Origin of the sequence: Duganella lactea (assembly GCF_009857505.1) — a bacterium.
Lineage (GTDB): Bacteria > Pseudomonadota > Gammaproteobacteria > Burkholderiales > Burkholderiaceae_D > Rugamonas > Rugamonas lactea.
Window position 1 is genome coordinate 128667 of record NZ_WWCP01000006.1, and the last position, 20200, is coordinate 148866.

At 65.4% G+C, this 20200-nt stretch carries 17 protein-coding genes; 6 read left to right on the top strand and 11 right to left on the bottom strand.

Annotated elements, in window-relative coordinates; all coding sequences use genetic code 11:
* The 4 genes from GTP44_RS08030 (at position 1) to GTP44_RS08045 (ending at position 4706) form a co-directional block, all read left to right on the top strand.
* Positions 1-1524, top strand: coding sequence for a hypothetical protein (locus GTP44_RS08030; protein ID WP_161019024.1), 1524 nt, complete (start codon positions 1-3; stop codon positions 1522-1524).
* 5 nt (positions 1525-1529) lie between these two features.
* On the top strand, positions 1530-2000 hold the full coding sequence (locus GTP44_RS08035) for an SH3 domain-containing protein (RefSeq protein ID WP_161019025.1): 471 nt from the start codon (positions 1530-1532) through the stop codon (positions 1998-2000).
* Positions 1997-3073: a PP2C family protein-serine/threonine phosphatase gene (locus GTP44_RS08040; RefSeq protein ID WP_229256829.1), complete on the top strand. Its 1077-nt coding sequence runs from the start codon at positions 1997-1999 to the stop codon at positions 3071-3073. Before GTP44_RS08035 ends, GTP44_RS08040 begins: the two co-directional genes overlap by 4 nt.
* A 214-nt stretch (positions 3074-3287) precedes the next feature.
* Complete coding sequence (locus GTP44_RS08045; protein WP_371867178.1) at positions 3288-4706, top strand: FHA domain-containing protein; 1419 nt, start codon at positions 3288-3290, stop codon at positions 4704-4706.
* A gap of 10 nt (positions 4707-4716) precedes the next feature.
* Here the strand turns inward: GTP44_RS08045 and GTP44_RS08050 are convergent, their stop codons facing one another.
* Together GTP44_RS08050 and GTP44_RS08055 are read right to left on the bottom strand one after the other, a co-directional pair.
* Positions 4717-5598 carry a pirin family protein gene (locus GTP44_RS08050; protein WP_161019027.1) on the bottom strand — a complete coding sequence of 294 codons (882 nt, stop codon included), beginning with the start codon at positions 5596-5598 and terminating at the stop codon, positions 4717-4719.
* 5 nt (positions 5599-5603) lie between these two features.
* The gene (locus GTP44_RS08055; protein WP_161019028.1) at positions 5604-6002 is read right to left on the bottom strand and encodes an OsmC family protein; all 399 of its coding nucleotides are present in this window, start codon (positions 6000-6002) and stop codon (positions 5604-5606) included.
* Positions 6003-6117: 115 nt separating this feature from the next.
* Between GTP44_RS08055 and GTP44_RS08060 the strand changes: the two genes are divergently transcribed.
* The gene (locus GTP44_RS08060; protein ID WP_161019029.1) at positions 6118-6759 is read left to right on the top strand and encodes a GNAT family N-acetyltransferase; all 642 of its coding nucleotides are present in this window, start codon (positions 6118-6120) and stop codon (positions 6757-6759) included.
* On the opposite strand, the gene GTP44_RS08065 is transcribed toward GTP44_RS08060, so the two are convergent.
* The 9 genes from GTP44_RS08065 to GTP44_RS08105 all read right to left on the bottom strand — a co-directional run bounded on the left by GTP44_RS08065 (position 6740) and on the right by GTP44_RS08105 (position 19720).
* Positions 6740-7426: a YjjG family noncanonical pyrimidine nucleotidase gene (locus GTP44_RS08065; protein ID WP_161019030.1), complete on the bottom strand. Its 687-nt coding sequence runs from the start codon at positions 7424-7426 to the stop codon at positions 6740-6742. The two genes, GTP44_RS08060 and GTP44_RS08065, sit on opposite strands and share 20 nt — an antisense overlap.
* Entirely contained in the window at positions 7423-7767 is a 345-nt protein-coding gene (locus tag GTP44_RS08070; protein ID WP_161019031.1) for a zinc ribbon domain-containing protein YjdM, read from the bottom strand. Before GTP44_RS08070 ends, GTP44_RS08065 begins: the two co-directional genes overlap by 4 nt.
* Before the next feature lie 35 nt (positions 7768-7802).
* A complete protein-coding gene (locus GTP44_RS08075) occupies positions 7803-10094 on the bottom strand; it encodes an SUMF1/EgtB/PvdO family nonheme iron enzyme (RefSeq protein ID WP_161019032.1) in 2292 nt (763 codons plus the stop codon).
* Positions 10095-10108: 14 nt separating this feature from the next.
* On the bottom strand, positions 10109-12295 hold the full coding sequence (locus GTP44_RS08080; protein WP_161019033.1) for an SPFH domain-containing protein: 2187 nt from the start codon (positions 12293-12295) through the stop codon (positions 10109-10111).
* 89 nt (positions 12296-12384) lie between these two features.
* Complete coding sequence (locus GTP44_RS08085; RefSeq protein WP_161019034.1) at positions 12385-13389, bottom strand: hypothetical protein; 1005 nt, start codon at positions 13387-13389, stop codon at positions 12385-12387.
* A complete protein-coding gene (locus GTP44_RS08090; RefSeq protein WP_161019070.1) occupies positions 13386-14459 on the bottom strand; it encodes a hypothetical protein in 1074 nt (357 codons plus the stop codon). The genes GTP44_RS08085 and GTP44_RS08090 overlap by 4 nt, the downstream gene beginning before the upstream one ends.
* Positions 14460-14462: 3 nt before the next feature.
* Positions 14463-15041 (bottom strand): hypothetical protein, encoded by a 579-nt coding sequence (locus tag GTP44_RS08095; RefSeq protein ID WP_308494323.1) that lies wholly within the window; start codon positions 15039-15041, stop codon positions 14463-14465.
* An 11-nt stretch (positions 15042-15052) separates the two neighbouring features.
* On the bottom strand, positions 15053-16363 hold the full coding sequence (locus GTP44_RS08100) for a hypothetical protein (RefSeq protein ID WP_161019036.1): 1311 nt from the start codon (positions 16361-16363) through the stop codon (positions 15053-15055).
* A gap of 81 nt (positions 16364-16444) precedes the next feature.
* Positions 16445-19720 (bottom strand): penicillin-binding transpeptidase domain-containing protein, encoded by a 3276-nt coding sequence (locus GTP44_RS08105; RefSeq protein WP_161019037.1) that lies wholly within the window; start codon positions 19718-19720, stop codon positions 16445-16447.
* Positions 19721-19899: 179 nt separating this feature from the next.
* Between GTP44_RS08105 and GTP44_RS08110 the strand changes: the two genes are divergently transcribed.
* On the top strand, positions 19900-20124 hold the full coding sequence (locus GTP44_RS08110) for a hypothetical protein (RefSeq protein ID WP_161019038.1): 225 nt from the start codon (positions 19900-19902) through the stop codon (positions 20122-20124).
* Positions 20125-20200: the final 76 nt, after the last annotated feature.

A 20200-nucleotide genomic window follows, 5' to 3' on the forward strand; every position in this document is an offset into this window, starting at 1 on the left:
ATGCCGACCTATGTTCAACACGCCGTCCTGGGGCGCATTCCGGACGTATTCAACGCCGAAGCGATCTGGCAGGCGCCGGGCCTGTCGCTGTTCTCGCGCCGCCCGCTGCTGCGCGACCTGCTGGAACGCAGTCCGCGCGAGCACAAAGGCCGCGCCGCCACCCGCTGCTTCTCGCACGTGACGCTGATGCTGCCGCAGGAAGATGTCGATGACGACTACCACCTGAGTCGCGGCGCCCGCGCGCGCGATCTGGCGCAAACGCTAGCGGCATTGCATCAAAAGGACTTCGGCGACCTGCTCGGTGGTGATCAGGTGCGCTATGACGTGGTGGGCACGGAGGCGCTGGCGCCCGGCGAAATCGAGGTCAAGTTCGGCCACGCCGTGTATCTGCCCGCGCCCGGCGAGAAAATTCTCTACAACGTCAACGTCTCGCGCGACAGCGCCATCTGGCATCCGGTATGCCCGGTCTACCCCAGTCAGCGCCTGGCGCTGATCGGCGGCGAAGGCGGTGAAGCCAGCGCCGTGGCGCAGGTCTGGCCATTCGGCCCGGACGCCGCGCTGCTGCTCCTCAACGATGGCCCGGACGCGCCGCCGGTGCTGCAAATGCGTCCCAAGGACGCCTTCGACTGCCGCTACGATCCGCGCAGCGGCTACTACACCATCAAGTCGCTGCGCGAGCCGCAAGGCGGCCAGCGGCTGCTGGTGAAAGTCGTCCGCGCCTCGACGCTGCCGGCGCGCGTACCGTCGCAAACCGCGCCGTCCAACAAACCAGCCGTGTGGCAAAGCCGCGCTGGTGCGGCGCCGATCGACCTGACCGCCGTACCAGCAGCCGCCAGCCACAAACCGGCCAACCGCGCCGGCGAAAGCGACGCCACCTACGCACCGGTATCCCCGCAGCGCGTCTCGCTGGTGGCACTGGCGCTGCCGCGTTTGAGCCGCTATCGCGACACCGGCGCGCAGTCGCTGGAGCTGCCGTTCGACCGGGCGCTCGCACTGTCGGCCAACGGACAGCCGGCCATTACCCTGGCGGTGGACGCGACCGACGATTTGTACGCCTGCACGACGGAAGGCCGGCAGCGCATCGACGCCCCGGCCACCTTTGCGCCAGTCGATGCGCGCGCCCTGCGCCTGCTGCCCGCCGCCCCTGAAATGGCGGACCGCTATCGCGCCGTGGTCTGCCTGCCGGAACCGGTCAGCGCCGGCGTCGCCACCGGCGTGCGCTTCAGCTTTGGCCGCAACTCGCCGATGCTGGCGTCCCTGCGGCTGCTGGACTCCCCACGTTTCATCAAGCGCGCCGAAGGTGTCTGCACCGCCAGCGCCGACCGCATCGGCTTGTCGCGCAACGCTTTCAGTTTTGAAGCGACCGACAAGGGGTACACCATTGCCCGCCAGAGCGCGACGCAAGCGCTGTACCACCTGGACGACAAGCTGCAATTCGTCGCCGGCATCGGTGATGCCCCGTACCTGCTGCCGCACGGCCACCATCTGGTCGCCGGCCACTACGTGCTGCGCTTCGAGGCTTGAGCACCATGGACGCCGCCAACCTCAACGCCATCGCCGCATTCACGGCGGGCCTGATCGTTACGCTGTTCCTGGCGGCCTACCTGACGCCGCGCGCGTGGTGGCGCCGTCCGAACGCGCGCGCGCTGTGTATCATGCTGACCGGCGCATGGGGATTCGGCAGCCTGATACTGTACGCCACGCACAGCGCATACGCCGTCGCCGCAGCACCGGCGAAGAATGAGGTAACCACGTCGGCCAGCACGCCCGTCAATCCCGGCACACTCACCGCCGGCCTACCGTTCCACGTCCACCGCGACCTGAATCTGCGCTCCGCCCCCGGCGTGCAGGCCGGCCGCGTGACCACCGTGCCCGCCGGCGCCGAGGTCACGCCGACCGGCGCGCGCGACGGCGACTGGTGGCAAGTGCAAACCATCATCGACGGCAGCGTCAGCACCGGCTGGGTCAGCAGCCTGTGGTTGCGCAGGAGTGGCGAATGATCCACACTCTCCCCACCGCCGCCGGCGGTTTTTCGGCTAAGCTGTGGTCTTTCGCCTCCCGCACCACGCCGCCCGCATCGATGACACACATCACCGACCATCTGAACTTCGGCCCCTCGCTGGACGTCGCCGCCCGCAGCGCCGCCAGCATCAGCAAGCTGCAGGAGCCGGAAAATCAGGACAACCTGCTCATCATCGACGCCGACGGCGCCGCCGTCCTGCTGCGCGACCAGCAGCCGCACACCACCACCGTGCCGGCCTGGCCGCAAGGCCACGTGCGCCTCGCTGTCCTCGACGGCATGGGCGGCCACGGTCACGGACGCGAGGCCGCCGAGGCGGTAGCCAGCGGCCTGCTGCGCATCCCCGCCTGCGTCACGCCGGAAGAACTGGGCGCGTACCTCGACCAACTGCACTACGAACTGCAAACGCACTTCAGCCGCCCGGACGATCACGACACCTTCCGCCGTCCCGGCACCACGCTCACGCTACTGGAAATCCCGCCTGGCGGGGCGCCACTGCTGTTCCACGCCGGCGACTCGCGGCTGTACGAAATCACGCCGCACGCCGCCACACCGCTGACGGTCGATCACGTTCCGGCCACCGCCTTCGCCATGCATGGGCTGCTGGGCGAGGACGAATGGCGGCAACAGGTGCATGGCGAGCACCGCGCGCAGATTTCGCAGGCCTACATTCTGGGCAATGCCTTCGCCAACCCGCAAACCCTGGACGACGGCCTGCTGCCGTTGGACGCCTCCAACCTGCCGCCCTTCCTGCGCCAACTGGCAGACCGCCGCGCCGTGGAAGTGAGCGCCGACGCGACCTACCTGCTGGCCACCGATGGCTTCTGGTCCTGCGCCCGCCCGCAGCCATGGATCGCGCGCTGGCCGCAACTGCTGGCCGGATCGGCGGCGACGGCGCTCGACGCGCTGTTCCGGGACTACGCGCACAACCCGCCGCCCCAGCTCCACATCGACAACCTGAGCGCCATCGTGATCCGCTTCGCGCCGCCCGACAACACCGGCAATATTGACGAAACAGCACTACCCACAGCACCAATTGCGTCGCATTTTTGATACCCGCACAGACGGCATTAAAAAATGGTTGCAAAGTTTGCCAAACACCGTGAAAACCGCATAAACTGACGGGTATTCCTTCGGTCGGTTTGTCATGAAAAAATGCAGTAATGCCCAGCACCCGCATTGCACTTTCTGGGTCTTGCCCGGAGCGCACACCTGCGAAGGCGGCCACGCCCAAGCGGAGCCCTCCAGCTTCGATCTGCTGACTGCCTTGCGTTCTACCCGTGCCGCCTCGCCGGCCACGGTGCTGGATGTCGTCCCTGCCCAATCGCCAGCCGTCGAACCGTCCCACAACTACGCCCGCCCGCACCAGCGCGCCCAAGCCGCCCGTCCGCAAGTGCACATCAGCGGCTTCGACCCGCGCGCCGCCGGCGGCCGGCAAACGCTGAAGATGGAACTGCGCGGCATGCCCGAGGCCTGCGCGCCGCAACTGACGCTGCAACTGCAATCGGACCTGATTCCCCACGGCGCGGCGCGCCAGCACTTCGTGCGCGCCGTCGGTGGCGAATGGCGACCGGTGTTCGCCGAGTTTTCGTCGCGCGGCAGGGAGCATGGCCAGTACCAGATCAGCATCGAGCTGCTTAGCCAGCATCCCGGCATGGCGGCGCGCAAATGGGTGTGCACCTTCGTCATCCTGGTGCCGCGCCTGGACGCCACGCTGACCGAAATTCACCGCATCTTCCTCAGCACCCACAAGAACGTGCGCGTGATGGCGGACGACGCCTCGATTGCCCGCGTCAGCGCGCAAGGCGGCGACAGCCTCGATATCGATGTCACGGCCCGCAACGCCGGCATCGCCCATCTGGACCTGAACGCGCCGTCCGGCAAGGTGGACCTGGGCTTCTCGACCATCGCCTGGGATGAGGACCTGATCGAAATCGATATGCCGCAAGCGGTAGCGGTGCATCCGCACGCCAGCCGCGCCGCGTCGCTGGTCAACGCCGCGCCCGAAGCCGGCGCGCAGCGCCAGATCCGCCTGTTCGCGATGGAAGAATGCGTGATCGGCCGCTTCGAACTGGTCGATCCGGAATCGGATGTCATGCTGACCCACTACACGGCGGACGGCCAGGACACCAATGGCCTCACGCGCCGCCTGTCCGGCCGCCATGCCGTCATCCGCCGCTCCGGCCTGGGATTTGAAATTGAGGATGTGTCGCGCTACGGCATCCTGCTCGATGGCGTCTGGCCGGGCAAGCACAAGCCAACCGCGCTGCGGCTTGGCATGCGGATCGAATTCAGCGCCAGCATCAAGGGCATCGTGACGTTGTCGGTGTCGGCCATCATGCCGCATGGCGTGATCCTGCACCGCGTTGACCACGGCGCCAATGCCGAGTGCTTCTGCCTGCTGGCGCCGGACACGCATCCCGGCTATCCGGTCAAATCGTTCGCCGCCGCGCCGCATGCGGCCGCGCTGCCGCTGATGTTCCACCGCGACGGCGGCTTCTGGCACCTGGACCAGTTGACCGGCAAGGAAACCGCGCTGGCGCCAACCGTCCCGCTGGATAAACTGAGCCGCGTGCCGCGTCACACCCGCTTCGCCAGCGATCCGTATCCGGAACACTGGATCATCCGCACCAGCGGCAACGATATCTACAGCACGGTGGCGGCGAACGCCATGTCCACCGCCTGATCCTTCTCTTTTAGGCCAAAGGCTTTTTGGGCGGCAGCGGAATCCAGTCCGTCTCTCCCGGCACCTTGCCAAAGCGCTGCGCTTCCCAGTCCTCCGCCGCCTGCGCGATGCGTTCCTTGCGCGACGAAACGAAGTTCCAGTACATGAAGCGATGACCGTCCAGCGGCTCGCCGCCAATCACCACGAAGCGCGCTTCGGTGTTGGCTTTCACGCGCTGCGGGCCGGCGGTGTTCAGCAAGGCCATGGTGTGCAGCGCCAGCGGTGCGCCGTCGATTTCCAGCTCGCCGACAATCGGGTAGATCGCCGCTTCCGCCGGCAGGTTGGCCAGCACTAATTCATGGCCGGTCTGCAGCACCACGTCCAGATACAGCGTCTGGCTGTAGGTCTGCACCGGCGAGGTCTGGCCGAAGGCCGAGCCAATCAGCACGCGCACCTTGGCGCCGTCCACCTTCAACTCGGGAATCGCGTCGGCGGGCGTGTGGCAAAAGCCCGGCGCCTCCTCCTCGTGCGCCACCGGCAGCGCGGCCCACAGTTGCAGGCCGTGTGTGCGGTGTGGCTTGCCGACCAGATCCTGCGGCGTGCGCTCGGAGTGGACGATGCCGCTGCCGGCCGTCATCCAGTTGACGGCACCCGGCTCGATGCGCTGGAAAGTACCAAGGCTGTCGCGGTGATCCATCGCGCCTTCAAACAGATACGTCACGGTGGCCAGGCCGATGTGCGGGTGCGGACGCACGTCGTGGTCGGCATCCAGCGGCACATCGACGGGACCAAAGTGGTCGAAGAAAATGAACGGGCCGACCGCCTGTTTGACGGCCGATGGCAAATAGCGGCGCACCATCAGGCCACCGCCCAGGTCTTTTTCGTGGCCCTTCAGCAGATTCGAGATGCTCATGATATTCAGCCCAGGACGGTGGTCACTTCGGTGGTCACGGAGGTCATCAGCTTGTGGACCGGGCATTTCTGCGCGGCCGACAGCAGTTCGGCGCGTTGGGTCTCGGTCAGGTCGCCGCTCAGGTGCAGCGTGGCGGCCAGGCGGTAGGTACCCTGGCGCTCTTCGCTGGCGTCGCGCTCCATGCTCACTTCCACATGCTCCAGCGGGATGTTCTTGCGCTTGGCGTACCACACCACGGTCAGCGCCTTGCAGGCGCTTAGCGCGGCGTCGTACAGGTCATGCGGCGATGGGCCGGCGTCGTTGCCGCCCTCTTCCACCGAGCCGTCGGTGGAGATGATGTGATTGCGCACATGAACGATGTGGCGCATCGGCAGGGATTGATCGCGCAGGGCTTTGATAGTCATTCTGTGTTCCTTGATGGCGTTAAATCAGAACCGACAATGTACACCAGTTGCACTCCGCACGCATGTAGGTCAGACTTTGGTTGGAAACGGTCGTTTAACTGAATATTGAAACCAAATGGATAACGTGAGTCCGCAACTGTTGGCAAGCTGGCTGTCGGCCCGCTCGCTCGCGCGCGGCTTGCCCGCGCCGGTGCCGGATCGCGGCGGCCTGCGTGTGGATACCGGCTTGCCGGCGGAACGGCGGCGCCATGTCTTCGCCGGTCCAGATCAAGGCATCAGCGCGCTGGCGCGGGACATCAATGAGCCGCATGTGTTCATCAAGATGTGCGGCCCGCGCGAACAATTGCTGTCGCGTGTGACGCCACGCTGGCACCTGCATCCGACCGCGTATCTGATGACGAAACCAGCGGGCATCAATCCCGTGCCATCGCTACCGCCAGGCTATTGGCTGAAGCTGACGACCGATGCCGGTGTGATCAGCGCGCGCATTTTTACCGAAAACGATATACCGGTCGCCAGCGGCTGCGCGGTGGAACATGAAGGCGTGTTCATATTCGACCGCATCACGGTCGACGTCATGCACCGGCAACAGGGATTGGGCGCCGCCCTGATGGCGGCGCTGGGAACGGCGCAGCGGTCGCAGGCGGCGCAACGCGTGCTGGTCGCGACCGAAATGGGCCGCGCCCTGTACTCCACGCTGGGCTGGCATGTGCTATCGCCGTATTCGACGGTGGCGCTTACGCCACCGAACGAATAATGTCGTGCAGGCTGCTGACCTCAAACGTCGGCACGGCCTCGGACGCGTTGGCCGAACGCTGCGGATTGAACCAGCAGCTTTCAATGCCGTAGCGGTTGGCGCCGAGGATGTCGGCATCAAGACGGTCGCCGATGATGATGGCTTCCGCCTTCGCGACCGGCCGCGCCATCTGCGCCGCGTATTCAAAGAAGCGTACGTCCGGCTTGGCGTAGCCGCAAGCCTCCGAGGTCGCCACAAACGAAATGGCATCGCGCAGGCCGGACTTGACGATGCGCCGATTCTGAATCGACTCCATGCCGTTGGTGATGATGCCAACCTCGCCGACGCCAGCCAGCGTTGTGCACAACTCCACCGAGCCGTCGATCAGGACCACCGTATCGGCCAGCGAGTCCAGATACAGGCGGCTGGCCGCCTCGGGGTCAAGCTCCAGGCTATTCTCCACAAAGGTCTTGCGGAAGCGCTCCACCTTGAGGAAGTCCTTGGACACCGAGCCGGTTTCAAATGCGCGCCACAGCGCGACATTGATCGCCTGATAGTGCAGGAACAGCGCCGTCAGATCGCCGGACAGCCCCAATGCCTGCAAGGTGCGGTCAAACGAAAGCTGCTCGGAAGCCTTGAAGTCGAGCAGCGTATCGTCCAGGTCAAACAGGAACAGCTTGTGCCTCATACTACTTTCTTGACGAATTCCGTCTTCAGGCTCATGGTGCCGAAACCATCGATCTTGCAATCGATATCGTGGTCGGCATCGACCAGACGGATGTTCTTGACCTTGGTGCCGACTTTGACGGTGCCGCCACCGCCCTTCAGCTTCAGATCCTTGATGACGGTGACGGTATCGCCGTCCTGCAGGACGTTGCCGACCGAGTCGCGGTAGACGCGCGCGCCTTCTTCCGCGTCCGCCGCAGCACCCGCAGTCCACTCATGGGCGCACTCGGGGCACACCAGCTGCGCGCCGTCTTCGTAGGTGTATTCGGAACCGCATTTAGGGCATGGTGGCAAAGCGCTCATATCAAATCCTGACTTTCAAAGCCCATCAGTATACCTCATGCGAGCTTGCGAGCGACTCTAAAGCCGACGATGTCATTCGCCAGCACGGCGGAAAAGCCGTTCCTCACCGCCGAGCGCAGATAGCGCGGGTTGTACAACCACGAGCCGCCGCGCAGCACACGCCGCACCGGATCGCCACCCTCTTCCCACGCGGCGCCATCGGCCGGTGCGCCGATGTAATTGTCGTGCACCACGTCCTGCGTCCATTCCCACACATTGCCATGCATGTCGAACAGTCCCCAGGGATTGGGCTGATAAGCGCCTGCCTTGCTGGTCCCCTGCAAATACCTGCCGCGCTGGCCGCCGTTGTAGGTGTAGTGGCCGTCGTAATTGGCCTGCTCGGTGCTGATCGTGTCGCCGAAGCTGAACGCGGTCTTGGTGCCGGCGCGGCAGGAATACTCCCACTCCGCCTCGCTCGGCAAGCGATACAGCTGGCCGGTCTTTTCCGACAACCATCGCAGATACTGCTGCGCGTCGATCCAGCTGACGCCCACCACAGGATGCTCGTCGGTCTGCGCGAAGCCCGGCTCGCGCCAGTCGGTGTCGGACTGCGACTCCCAGCCGCTATCCTGGACGAAGCGCCGCCACTGTCCCACCGTGACAGGGAAGCGTCCCAGCGCAAAGGAGTTCTCGATACCCACCCAGTGCGGCGGCTGTTCGCGGTCCAGCCATTTCTTTTGCGCGCCGGCTTTAACGGCAAGCGCCTGCTCATGTTCGTGAGACCCCATCTGGAAGCGGCCGGTGGGTATCAGCACCAGATCAGGGCCAAAGCCGCTGCCATCGAGGAAGCGGTCTCGCAGCACGCCGTTGGCGTCGGCCACCGGCGTGTTGGCGGTCAGCGCCGCCAATTCAGCCGCGTGGCGCTCCGCCTGCTGCTTGCGGTGACGCTCCTGCTCCAGGCGATACGCCGCTTCCGCCTTCAGCTGCGCGGCCCTGCGCTGCTGCTCCTCGCGTTCTTCACGCGCTTTTTTGGCGTCGGCATCCCGGCGCGCCTGCAACTGCTCGCGCAGCACCTGCTTGCGTGCCTGCGCGGCGGCTTCCGCCTCGGCGCGCTGCTGTGCTTCCAGCGCGCGGCGCTGCTGCTCCTGCCGTTGCTTGTCCGCTGCCGCAGCCTGTATCTCGGCCTGGCGGCGGGCCGCCAGTTCGGCCACCATGGCTTTGCGCTTTTCCTCGGTCTGGCGAGCCTGCTCCGCTTGCGCCGCCAGTTCCTTCCTGCGCTGGTCATCGCGCTCCACCTGTTCGCGGGCGGCTTGGGCGGCCTGCGCGGCCACTTCCTCATCGCTAGGGCCGGCGGCGCGGCGCAGTTCCGCTAACAGCTCGTTGACCGATGCGGGCCGCCGCACGCTCAGGTACGCGAAGCCTTCCTGCAGCACTTTCCACTGCCGCGCATTAAGGCCGCGCGGCGGCGACGGATGAAAATCAGCCGCACGCATATCGTCAAACGGCATGCGGCCTTCCAGCAATTGGTAAATCATGACCGCGACCGCGTACACGTCCAGCTTGGGCGCGGGCTGACGTTGATGCGTGCCCGCTTCCGGCGCGCGGTAGCCGGCGGTGCCGGCGTTCGGCGTCTGCAAGCCAAGACTGCTGCCAGCGCTGCGCGCGCGCGAAGCGATGCCGAAGTCCAGCAGCTTCACCTCACCGCGCTTTGTCAGGAACACGTTGCCCGGCTTGATGTCGCGGTGAACCAGCTTGTGCTTGTCCCAGGCGTAGTGCAGCGCGTCGCCGACCGGCGACAGCAGCTTGTAGATCGCTTCCAGCGACAGCGTGCCCTGCTCGGCCAGATATGCATCCAGATCCTGCCCTTCCAGATACTCCATGATGATGAAGTAGCTGGACGTAGCGGGGTCCTGCGCCCATTCGTAGACACGGACGATATTCTCATGCGCCAGCTTGCGCGCCTGCGTGGCTTCCTCGATCAGCAGCTTGGCGTGGGTAGCGCTCTGCGTCAGCTGCGGCGGCAGAATTTTCAGCGCGACCATGTCGCTGTGGCCCAGCTCCGCGTGCGTCGCCAGATCGGTCGCCAGCCACACCTGCCCCATGCCGCCCATGCCGATCAGGCGCTCCAGCCGATAGCGGCGGTTCTGCGGGCCGATCTCCTGGCCGGTCATCAGGCCCAGTTCCGTGCCCTGGCGCTGCGGCAGTTGCGCAGGCGCGGCTTGCCCTCCCGGCGGCGCGTACTCCGCATCCAGGATAGCGTTCTTGCGACGGTCGAACTCTTGGAGACTCAACAAACCGTCATCATGTAAGGCCCGCAGTTCGCGGATCTTGTCTCTTGCTGTTTGCATCTTTACCCGATAAGTTACTGCAGGGGCGCGCCGCATTCGGCGCAAAACTTGTCTTGTTCACGACCCTGCGGCGCCAGATGGCCGTTCGGGCAGCGGCGCGACGCCACCATGGTTGCCGCAGCCTCCGTCTTGGTGACCTTGATCAGATCGACCTGATGACGGCGGTCCTTGTCCAGTTCCGCGTCGCGGTGCGCGCGCTCTTCAAGCACCTGCGCATGGGCGATACGCGAGGCCTCCGCCGGCGTGACGCCATGTTCGGCGGCCACCACCTGCGACAAAGCCTGTATCTGCTCGGCCGTCATGCCGCCCTGGATTTGCAGCTTCATGATCTGCGCCACCGCCTCCACATTCGATGGTGCGGCCACCGCGGCGATCGCCATGTCGCTCAGGCGATTCATGGTTTCCATACGACGGATTTCGTGATCCTGCTGCGATTGCTGCGTGGTGAATGCGGCCGCGCGTTCCTGCTCGAATTTTCGCAGCTCGTGCTGCCATAGCGCTTCCTGCTCCCGCTGCTTCAGCGCCAGGCGCTGTTCATCAATCGCCAGCTGATCCAGCATCGCCTGTTTGGCGTTGGCCTGGTTCTGGCGCGCGTGAACGCCATCGGCATCGATGGTGCGCAGCAGCTTCTCGTACTGCGCCACCGCATCGGCCTGCGCGCCGGCGCGTTTCAGGTCTTCGATCTTCTGGTTGATTTCCCCGACCTGCACCGCGTTGGTGGCGTCCTTGACGGCGTCGTCACGCAGCAATTCGCGTTGACGCGCGAGGGCCAGTTGATCCTCCCACTCCTGCACGCGCTCCGCCTCTCGGCGACGGGCGGCGTTGGCCATGGTCATACCCTGAATGCGGGCGGCATGCGCTTCCGCTTCGATTTGCAGCGCGCGGGCTTTCTCGTCCTTTTCGCGCTGACGCAACGCGGCCAGCTCGTTGCGCTTGTGCGATTCGTCCTCGATCAGCAGCGCTTGTGCGATCTGGTTCTCGATCGCCTGCTGACGCAACTGGTGCGACAAGCGTTGCTGCGCGATCTGACGCTGCTCGGCGGCGTTCTGCTGCAGCACCTCCAATTCGGTGCGCATGCGAATCTGGGCCAGTTGACGCACATGGTCCCACTCGGCCTGCTCGCCATGACGGAGCGACTTATTCTTTGCCAGTTCATGCTCCAGGTCCGCCAGCACGGTACCCGCGCCTTTATCGATGGCGACCTTGCGCGTCTTGGCGTCCATCACGCGACTGTACAACTCCACTTCACGCGCGCGCAAGGCTTGCACGCGCTCCGCCTCTTTCAGCGTCAGCTCGGCCTTGTTGACGCTGGCGTCCTGGCGCAACTCCGCGCGGCGAAAGTCGGAATGCATCTTCTGCTCTTCGCGGGCGATGGCTTGCCACTCTTCGTCGTTATAAATCTGGTCTAGCTGCTTGGTGTGCTCCAGTTGCACATGGCGCTCGTCGGTCACCAGCCACAGCGTGCCGATGCGGGCGCGGTTATGGTCAAATTTATCGTGGCGTAGCGCAGCGGTTTCCACGCCATCCACCGCCAGACCATAGGTGGCCAGACGCAGTTTGAGCGCGGCTTGCAGACGTTCGTTCAGTTGCAGGCGCAGGTCGGTGTTGCCGGCCATTTCGCGGATCGAGCGACTGCCGACAAATTCGGCGGCCAATTGGCGTACCGATGGCTCCAGCAGCTCATGCAGGTGCGTGGTATTGACCACGCCCGGCACGGTCATGAAGTGCTGGGCGAAGGCCGGCACGTTTTCGATCCGAATGGCGACCGTGAAGCGGGCCGATATTTTCAGATGCTCGGCGGTGTGCAGGTCATCAAACGAGAATTCGACGGGCAGCGGCAAGGTGCGCGTGATGAGGATTTCCGCATGCTGGTTGCGCAGCAGGTGGTTCAGCCGGGTGAAGAAGCCTTCGATTTCGTATTCGCCCTGCGGCACTTCGGTGGCCTTGTCGGCCTGCAGAATATAGGCGCGCGTGGTGGCCGGCACGCGCAGTGTCTTGGTGAAGATGCCGGACAGCGTGCTGACGCCGAAGTACACGGCCAGCTCGTTATCGCCGGGTATCCAGCGGTTGTCGCGCAATACGGATTCGCTGCGCGGCGCTCCCAGCGTCAGGCCGCAGTGCTTGCAGTAGCCCGACTGGTCGCCGTTTTTGTGCTCGCAACGCGGGCATTTAACGCCGCCAAAACCAAACATTTGGAACATGCCAGACTCCTTCTACGATTCATCTTCCAGGCTGCCCTTCGATCTGCCGATTTTAGCAGGGCGAGCCCGATTTACTTCTTGTGCACCGTTTAAATCATGCCAATCTTGTCAATACAGGCCAGTGTCGCACCTTTTTGACGCAACCCGGCGGCGAATCCGGGGGGCAGCAGCTCTTGCCAGTCCCTGGGCAAGAGCACGCGGTCACCATTGTTTACTTGATTGAATATTAATTCCAGCTTCGGTTCGCGGCCATCCACGGTGTCGACGCGGCCCGCATGCCAGGCGCTGGAGCAACCGGTGGCGATGATGCGGCCGCGCGGGACAAATTCCCTGCCCCTTGCGATGCGGTCGGCCATGACCAGCGCCAGTTGGTAAGAACCGCCCTGGAAACGCGGCTGGCCAAAGCGGACCACGGTACGCCAGCGGCCCAGGCCCTTGCCGTCGTAGTGGCGGGCGGCGCTCAGCGTTTGCTTGACTTCCTGCTGCGCGGTCAGCTCCAGCCCCGGCGCGGCGATGCTGTCTTCTTCGCTTGTCGCCGGCGCTTCCAGCGGGAAGACGCTGACTTCGAGCCAGCCGAGGGTATCGTTGACGCCACCACTATGCAGCGGGAACCAGGTACGCACCGTGGAGACGGCGGCCGACGGGTCGGCGTGGCCGCTCAAGGCGCCCAGATGGGTGATGTCCAAGGTTTCATCCACATCGCTGGCGACGCTCACGGTGCCGGTCACGCGGCCGAGATGCCAGGCGTCCGAACTGCCTTGGGCCCAGGTCGGGCGGACAGGCTGGAGGCCACGCACGATGCGGTCCGCCAGGACGGCGGCCAGTTCCCAGTCACGTTCATTGTCGGCGGGGGCGATGTCCATGCTGAGCACCACCTGATCGCGACTATCGAGCCGTGCTTCGGTGTGGCGCGCGAGGCGGACGACTTGCTGCATGCGCGCCGCGATCGCGGGAGCGTTGGGGGCAATGCATTTGACATCGGCGCGATTGGCGCGCGGCCGGCGACTGGCGGTGATGGTCAACGTGCGGCCGTCGGCCAACTTGGTGCGGCATTCGGCGTTGGTTGGGACGACGCTGGTCGAAATGGTGCTCATAGCGAGGGCTCCGTGCGCGGTACATAGACGCTCCGGCGCAGCGACAGGCCGGTTTCCAGGTTGGCGCAAATGCGGTCCGCTTCGTCCAACAATAAAGGCCACTGCTGATGCTCCGCGAGCTGAAGGCGGGCCAGCAGCGACCATGCCTCGTCCAGCGCTGACTGCGCGATCAGCGTTTGAGCGCTGCGCATAGCCTGGTCAGCGACGGGCAGCGGCTGGCCTGGTGCAGCCCATGCCAGCGATGGCATGGTGTTGACGTTGAGTCCAGCCATGCCGAGACGGAGCAACAGGGACGCATGTCGCTGGAATATCTCCAGGCCTTCGGGCAGCACCAGCAGACGCAATTCACCGCTCAGGGCCGGCAGCTCAAGGAACAGACGGCGCAACGCGCGCGCATCCTGCTCGGCGATGTTCATCGCACCCGCCGATGGCTTGTCGTCGGCGTCCGTGATGGCAGGCGTGGCGATGTCGGCGACGCACCCGGCTTCTGCGGCTTGTTGGGTGCGGGCTTGCAGAATAGTGGCGTAGTCGATTTGCTCGCCCAGGTCCACCGGCACGCAATCGTCCACCGTCACGCCGTAGCGCGTGTACATCAGCTGATTCAGGCCGGCGCGGAAAGCGTGCCACTCTTCCAGCGAGATACAGGGCGGCAAATCGAGCGCGCCTTGCGCCAACTCGGCTTGCAGCGCCATCTCGGCAGCCGCCGCAAAATCGGCGAGCTCCAGCCGCCCCGCCGTCTCGCTGTACAAATACAAATCAAACCGCTGCTGCGACACGCGCGGATTGGCCGCATCCACCACAAACCGCAAGCGCAAGCCCCATTCCGGCGCCGAGGCGAAAGGAATCAAATCCACGGTGTACGGCCCCGGATGGAAGCAGAACGCCATCTCGCCCTGCTCGCACGACACCTTGCCAACCGCCACACGGCGCGCGTGGCCGGCAGCATTGAACATCACCATCGTGCTTTGCGCGGGCGCGAGGTCGCCATCATCGAGCCGCAGCGCGATCAGAGTGGCGCCAAGGCCACCGGTATCGGTGGCCTGTTTGCGGCGACGGCTGAATATTCGCATCATCTATGGCGCTACCGGTTCGACGGCAAAGCCGGCTCCATAAAGTTGAAAATGCTGACCCGGCGCGGTGTCGAAAGGCCAGGCACGCTCACACTCGCCGTCCGCGTCCAGGCGGCCTTGCAGCACGATCGCGCCGCCGCCGTCGATCACGCGCAACCGCGGCTGCTCGCGCAGCAGACGTTCCGCAAACGGCGCTTCGGCGGCAAGGCTCAGAATCACCTGCCAGCCGCCGTCCCGCGGCAGGAAGTGCAACGTCCAGTAACCATCATCGGTGGTCAGGGTTTGCAGCGCTTCGGCGGTGGAAGCCGCGCGCAGCATGCCGCTGCTGCCGGTCCATACCGGATCATTGACGGCCTGCGGCTGTGTGGCAGCGCGGCGTTGCAACGACAAGTGACGGAAGCGGCGCAATGTCAGTGGTGACGCGGATAGTGCCTGGCGCTCGTTCGACGTCAGCGCGCGGGTGCCGTCCAGCGCCGCCAGCAGCGTGGCGTCGGCCAGCATCAGACGGTCGCCCGGCGCTTCGCGCGACAACAGCAGGCGCTCTCGCAAGCGCGCATCCAGATCATCGTGTGGCAAGTTCAAATCGTTCTCCTTCATTGCGCGCCGGCTGCCTGCAGCCTTGCGATCGCTTCATTACGGCGCTTGCGCAGCGTCGGCATCGAAATCTGGTCCAGCGCCGCCAGTTGCTGCAGGGTTGGCAGCTCGCCGGTGGCCGGGTCCAGCCAGGCGTCCGGATACGTGTCGTCCGTCGCGCCCAACAGTTTTTGGTACACGGCCAGGCGAATCGGCAGCGATTCATCGCGCAATATGCGCACCGTCCAGCTGCCCGCATCCTGCGCGGCACGCGCCATTTCCAGATAGCGGAGGGGCAGGGAAAGGTCTTCGGCGCGGGATTGTTCAAGGGCCAGTTGTTCTTCGTCGACCAGCGGGCCGCTATCCAGGAGGTCATCGCTGTCTTCAGCGGCATCATCCTCGTCCGGCTCCGGGGCGGCGAGAATGCGGTCGTCTCGCGGTTGTCCGGCGCCGGCCGCCTGGGCGGACTCGCCCAGCACGCGCCAGTAGTCCTCCAGCCATAGCGCGGCTTCGCCTGCATCCGCTTGCCAGTCCTCGGCGCTGTCCATATTGGCCGACAGTTCTTCGTAATCGCCGATCTCCGCCAGCAGCGCGGCAATCTTGTCAGGGCTGTTTTTCAGACTGGCGAAGCGTTTGGATTTGGTGTGCAACGGCCCTGGCGTGCCGCCGAACCGCTCCAGTGTTTCGCTCCAGCGGATGATCCACTCGGCTTTGCAGCCGCTGATGGTTTTCATCTGCCGCACCTCGATCGGTGAGCCGGCCAGCGGGCGGCCCAGGATGGCGCCGACTTGCGCGGCATTCTGCTCCCAGGCCGCAAACAAGCCGGCGATCTCGCGATACGCCGTATCCAGCATGCGATAGGTGTAGATTTTGTTGGGCGAGCAATCGCGGCCTGTGGCGGCGATGTAGCTGTCCGCGTCCACCTTGTCGCGCAAGGTCGCGTACATATCGTTGACCTTCTTGCGCAACATGCCCTCGGCCGCCGGATCGTGCCAGAAGGCGCCACTGCGCGCATGCTCGCTGGCCATGGCGGCGATGAAGACAGTCCAGTAAGTAGTCTGCGCCTGCAACTCGTGCAGCAGCCCTAGCGACAATTCATACACGCTCTCGCCATAGCTGTTGCCTTCGGCCTCGCCGCGTGCGCTGCGGGCGCTGGCGCGCAAGGCGGCGGCCACCGCTTCGGTATAGGCGTCGAGCAGCGCCGCGTGCCGCGCGGAGTCGAGCACCTGGTGCATCTCAATCTGCCGGAAGGCCTGCAACGAACATAGCCCCAGCAGCTTGCGCACTTGTTCCCAGCCGTGCTCCTGATACCGGGTTCCTGGCAAGCGCATAAAGTCCTGTATATAAAGATAAGTCAAAAGGCTTTGCAAGCATGCCACAAAAAGGCGCCCGGCATTATCCCGTTTACAAGGCTATTTCCGCTTCTGTTCACCGTTCTGCGTTGCCAGCGTGGAGAGGATGGCGGCAATCACCGGCGCCGCATGTTCGCCACCGGTGGCGTCGGAGTGGCTGACGAAGGCCGCCATGGCCAGGCGGTGATGCTGGCCTGGCAAGCTGCCCGGCTCCAGCCAGCCGGTGAACCAGACGGTTGCCGTGTCCTCGCCGCTAGGCGCGGTGCCAGTCTTGCCATACAGGCCGGGACGCACGGTTGTCAGCGCAGCACCACGGAAAGCCCCTGCCCCTGTCCCAACATCGACCACGCCCTTCATGCCGGCCTTGATGCGGTCCAGGCGTATGCCCAGCGGCGGCGAGGCCGGCACCGTGCTGCTGACGCGATCCAGCGACAACAGCATGCGCGGCGCCACCACCCGGCCCTGCCCGACCGCCGCCGACGCCAACGCCATTTGCAGCGGCGTGACCTGCATGCGCAGGCCGATCGACATCTGGCGCAGTTCGTGGCGCGTGTGGATCGGATCGATGCGGGCTGGCGTGGCTTGCAGCGCATCCCAGGCGCGCCATTGAAATTCCGGCGGCAGCAGGCCGCCGTCCAGACGCAGTACTTGCTCGAAGCCCAGCCGGCGCGCCGCGCCAACGATGGGGCGCACGCTGTCCAACGCGCCGGCGTCCAGCGCTTGCAGATCGGGCGCGCCGCCGTCCGGACGGCCGAACAGGCTGCGGTCGCTCAATTCGCTGGACCAGGCAAACCAGGTATTCAAGCTGTAGGTCAGCGCCTGTGCGAGTCCGAGACGCCCCTCCTGCGCCCGACGATCCAGGCTTTGCTCGCGGTAGTTGGTGATGTGCGCCAGGCGCGGATTCATTGGATAGCTGGCGGCGTCGGTCTGGAAACCGTAGCCGCGCTGTACTGCCAGGCGGTTGATGGCCGGCAGCGGCAAGCCGCCCAGCAGAGCATCGATCTGCGGATCGTCTTGTGCGGCCAGTTCCAGGCCCAGCGCGCTGATTACTTTGAAGGTTGAGCCAGGGCTTTGGTGCGCGCCGCCATCGTGCTGCAAGGCTGGCAGGCGCAATGGGCTGCGCGCGGGGCTGGTGCGATCAAAGTCGCGCACTTCGGCCCAGTTGACGGCGTTGACCTCGCCCGCGCCGGCGCCCGCTGCGGCGAGAATGTCGCCGTTTTCCGTGTCGAGGATGATCAGACCGGCATGACGGCCTTCAGGCGCGGGCTGGCTACCGGTACAGCGCCCCTCCTGCCAGCGCCCGCGATGCATGGCGACGCATTCGAGCACGCGCTGGCTGAGGGTTTGCAATGGCAGGTCGAGCGTCAGTGTGGCGCTGGCGGTGCCGGAGGGCGCGGGCAACCGTGCCAGCATGCCGGCGACGCTGTTGGCGTGCTCGGTGCTGATGCCGATCAGTGGCGCGAGGCCGGCTTCTATCGCGGATTCGCTGGGCGCGCCGTCGGTCCATAACGTGGTGCCGTTGCGGTCCTGCAGCTGGACTGCCGCGCGCGTGCCGCCGCGTGCGGCGCTGTTCTCGCCGGGCGCGAGCGGCTGCCACATCAAGCGGCCGTCGGCCACGCGCAGGTGACGGTATTTCTGATCTTCCGGCGCATTGAAGTCCAGCGCTTGCAGATCGAACTGGATGCTGCGGACGCCGGCTTGCGGTGTGAGCGTGATTTGCTGAACATCGGTGCTGCTGGCGCAGGCCCGCCCGCTGCAGGCTGGCGTCAACTGGGCGCTGGCGCCGCTGATGCCGCGCGTGCCAACGCGGCCCGCCACCAGCAGTTGCAGTTCCTCACCACCGCTGGCCGCACGGGGCAGATTGAGCGTCAAGCGTACGACAGGATCATCACCAGTCGGCGGCCAGTGCGCGACGCGCGTCCATGGCTGCCAGCCTTGCGGCAAGGATGCGAACAAGCGCGATGCCGCCACCGGCATCTGGCTGGTGGTGGCGATCATGACCGGCGCGTTGCCGTTGGTGGCTCTGGTGGTGGCGCTCCATTCCAGCGGCAGGTCCGCCGGGCCTTTGACGCGCCAGGCCAACAGGCGGCGTTCGCTGTTGTAGATGTCGATTTGCTGGCGGACGTAGGCGCCGTCGGCCTGGTAGTAAAGGCGCTTGAAGAGTTTTTGCGTGACGGGTCCTGACTGGACCTGCTGCCAGCCATGCAGTTCCGCCGCCCGCTCGCTGGTTTGGGCGGCCTGCCATTGCGGCAGGTCACGTGGCGCAATGGCGACATTGCCGCTGGCGGTGAGACGAATCAAGCCCTGGGCTTGCAGTTGTTCGAACAGCGTCTGGTCTTCCAGCGCGCCGGCGGCGGCCTTGGGCACTTGATAGTCGCCGGCGGCGAGATAGGCGCTGACAGCGCGGCCGCGCGCCGGAAAGGCGGTGACCAGCGCGGCGGGCCGGCCGGCCGGCATGGTAAACGCCGACGGCGCGGCAGGACGGTACATCTGCACCACCAGCTCACCGGCTTGCGGACACATGGCGTTGCTGCGGCGCTCGATCCGCAGCGCGGTGTTGGCGCCCCATAGCAGCCAGCCTTGCTGACGCAGCGCGACCTGGCCACTGGCGCCCTGCTCGATCTGGCCGAAACTGGCGTCGCTGAGCCAGCGGGCATCGCCCTGGCGCACGCGCCAGCTGAGTTGCAACGGCTCGCTCAGCGGGTCGGTGAAGTCGGCGCGGGCGGCGCCTTCGATTTGTACCTCGGGCATGGCGTCGGCGCCGTTATCGCGGTCGGCGATCAGCAGCACGTTGCGCAGGGAAATCTGCGCGCCGCCTTCTTCATTGCGCTTGACCCAACGCTTGACATCGTCGAAGCGGTAGCCGATGCGCAGCGGCAGCAGGCGTGGATCGGTGGGGCTGCGCAGTTGGCTGCACAAGTCCACGCGGACCGCTGGAGCGGCTTGCAGGTTGGAGGCGATCAGCAAGGCGCCGCCGGGGTGCAAGCTGGCGCTGATGCCGGCGTCTTGCGGGACGCTGAAGGCGATACCCGGCAGGACGGATTGGTAGACATGGGCGGCGCGAATGTTGGCGGCCGATTGCGGCGTGCTGGCGGTGGTGGCGGCCAAATGACGGGCATGGCCGGCGATCAGCACACCGCCGCCCGCAGCAAACAGCAGGCCCACCACCGCGATCCAGACGCTGCGCGATGCGCGTGGACTGGCGGGCGCGCCGCGTGACGAAACCAGCCGGACCGCCGGACCGTCGCGCCGGCCGGCGCGCAGGTTGGCGCTACGGCGGCGCGTGCGCCGGCGCTCGGCCCAGGCTTGCAGGATGGTGCGGATAAATGGCGGCATATGCCCTCGCTATCGGTTTGCACTCCTTAGCCGGGGGAGGCGGAAAAACGGACCTTCGTCGCGGCAAAACGCATTTCGGGGCGCGGAAATCGCATCTCGTCGCAATCCCGACGCAGCTTGCGCGGCCTTTAGATACAGTGACTACATCGAAACTCACTCACCCACCGAAGGAGATTAAAATGAACGTCCTGAAAAACTTTGAAGCCCTGTTCGTCGTTGCCGCCACCCTGACCTGCGGCGCCGCTTACGCACTGGCCAGCCATACCGCCGTGACACAAGATCCAACCATGCAAACGGTCGTGGTCAGCGCCAAGCGCATGACGCCTGAACAGAAGCTGCAATCGGTGCTGGAAGAACGCGCCACCATGATGGCGGCGGAATCCAGCAAAGCCGGCACGATCTGATTCCGTACGCCAGCGCACATGAGAATTGCGCGGCTTTGTGTCATATGTAAAAAGTTGCATCAGACAGCACCACAAC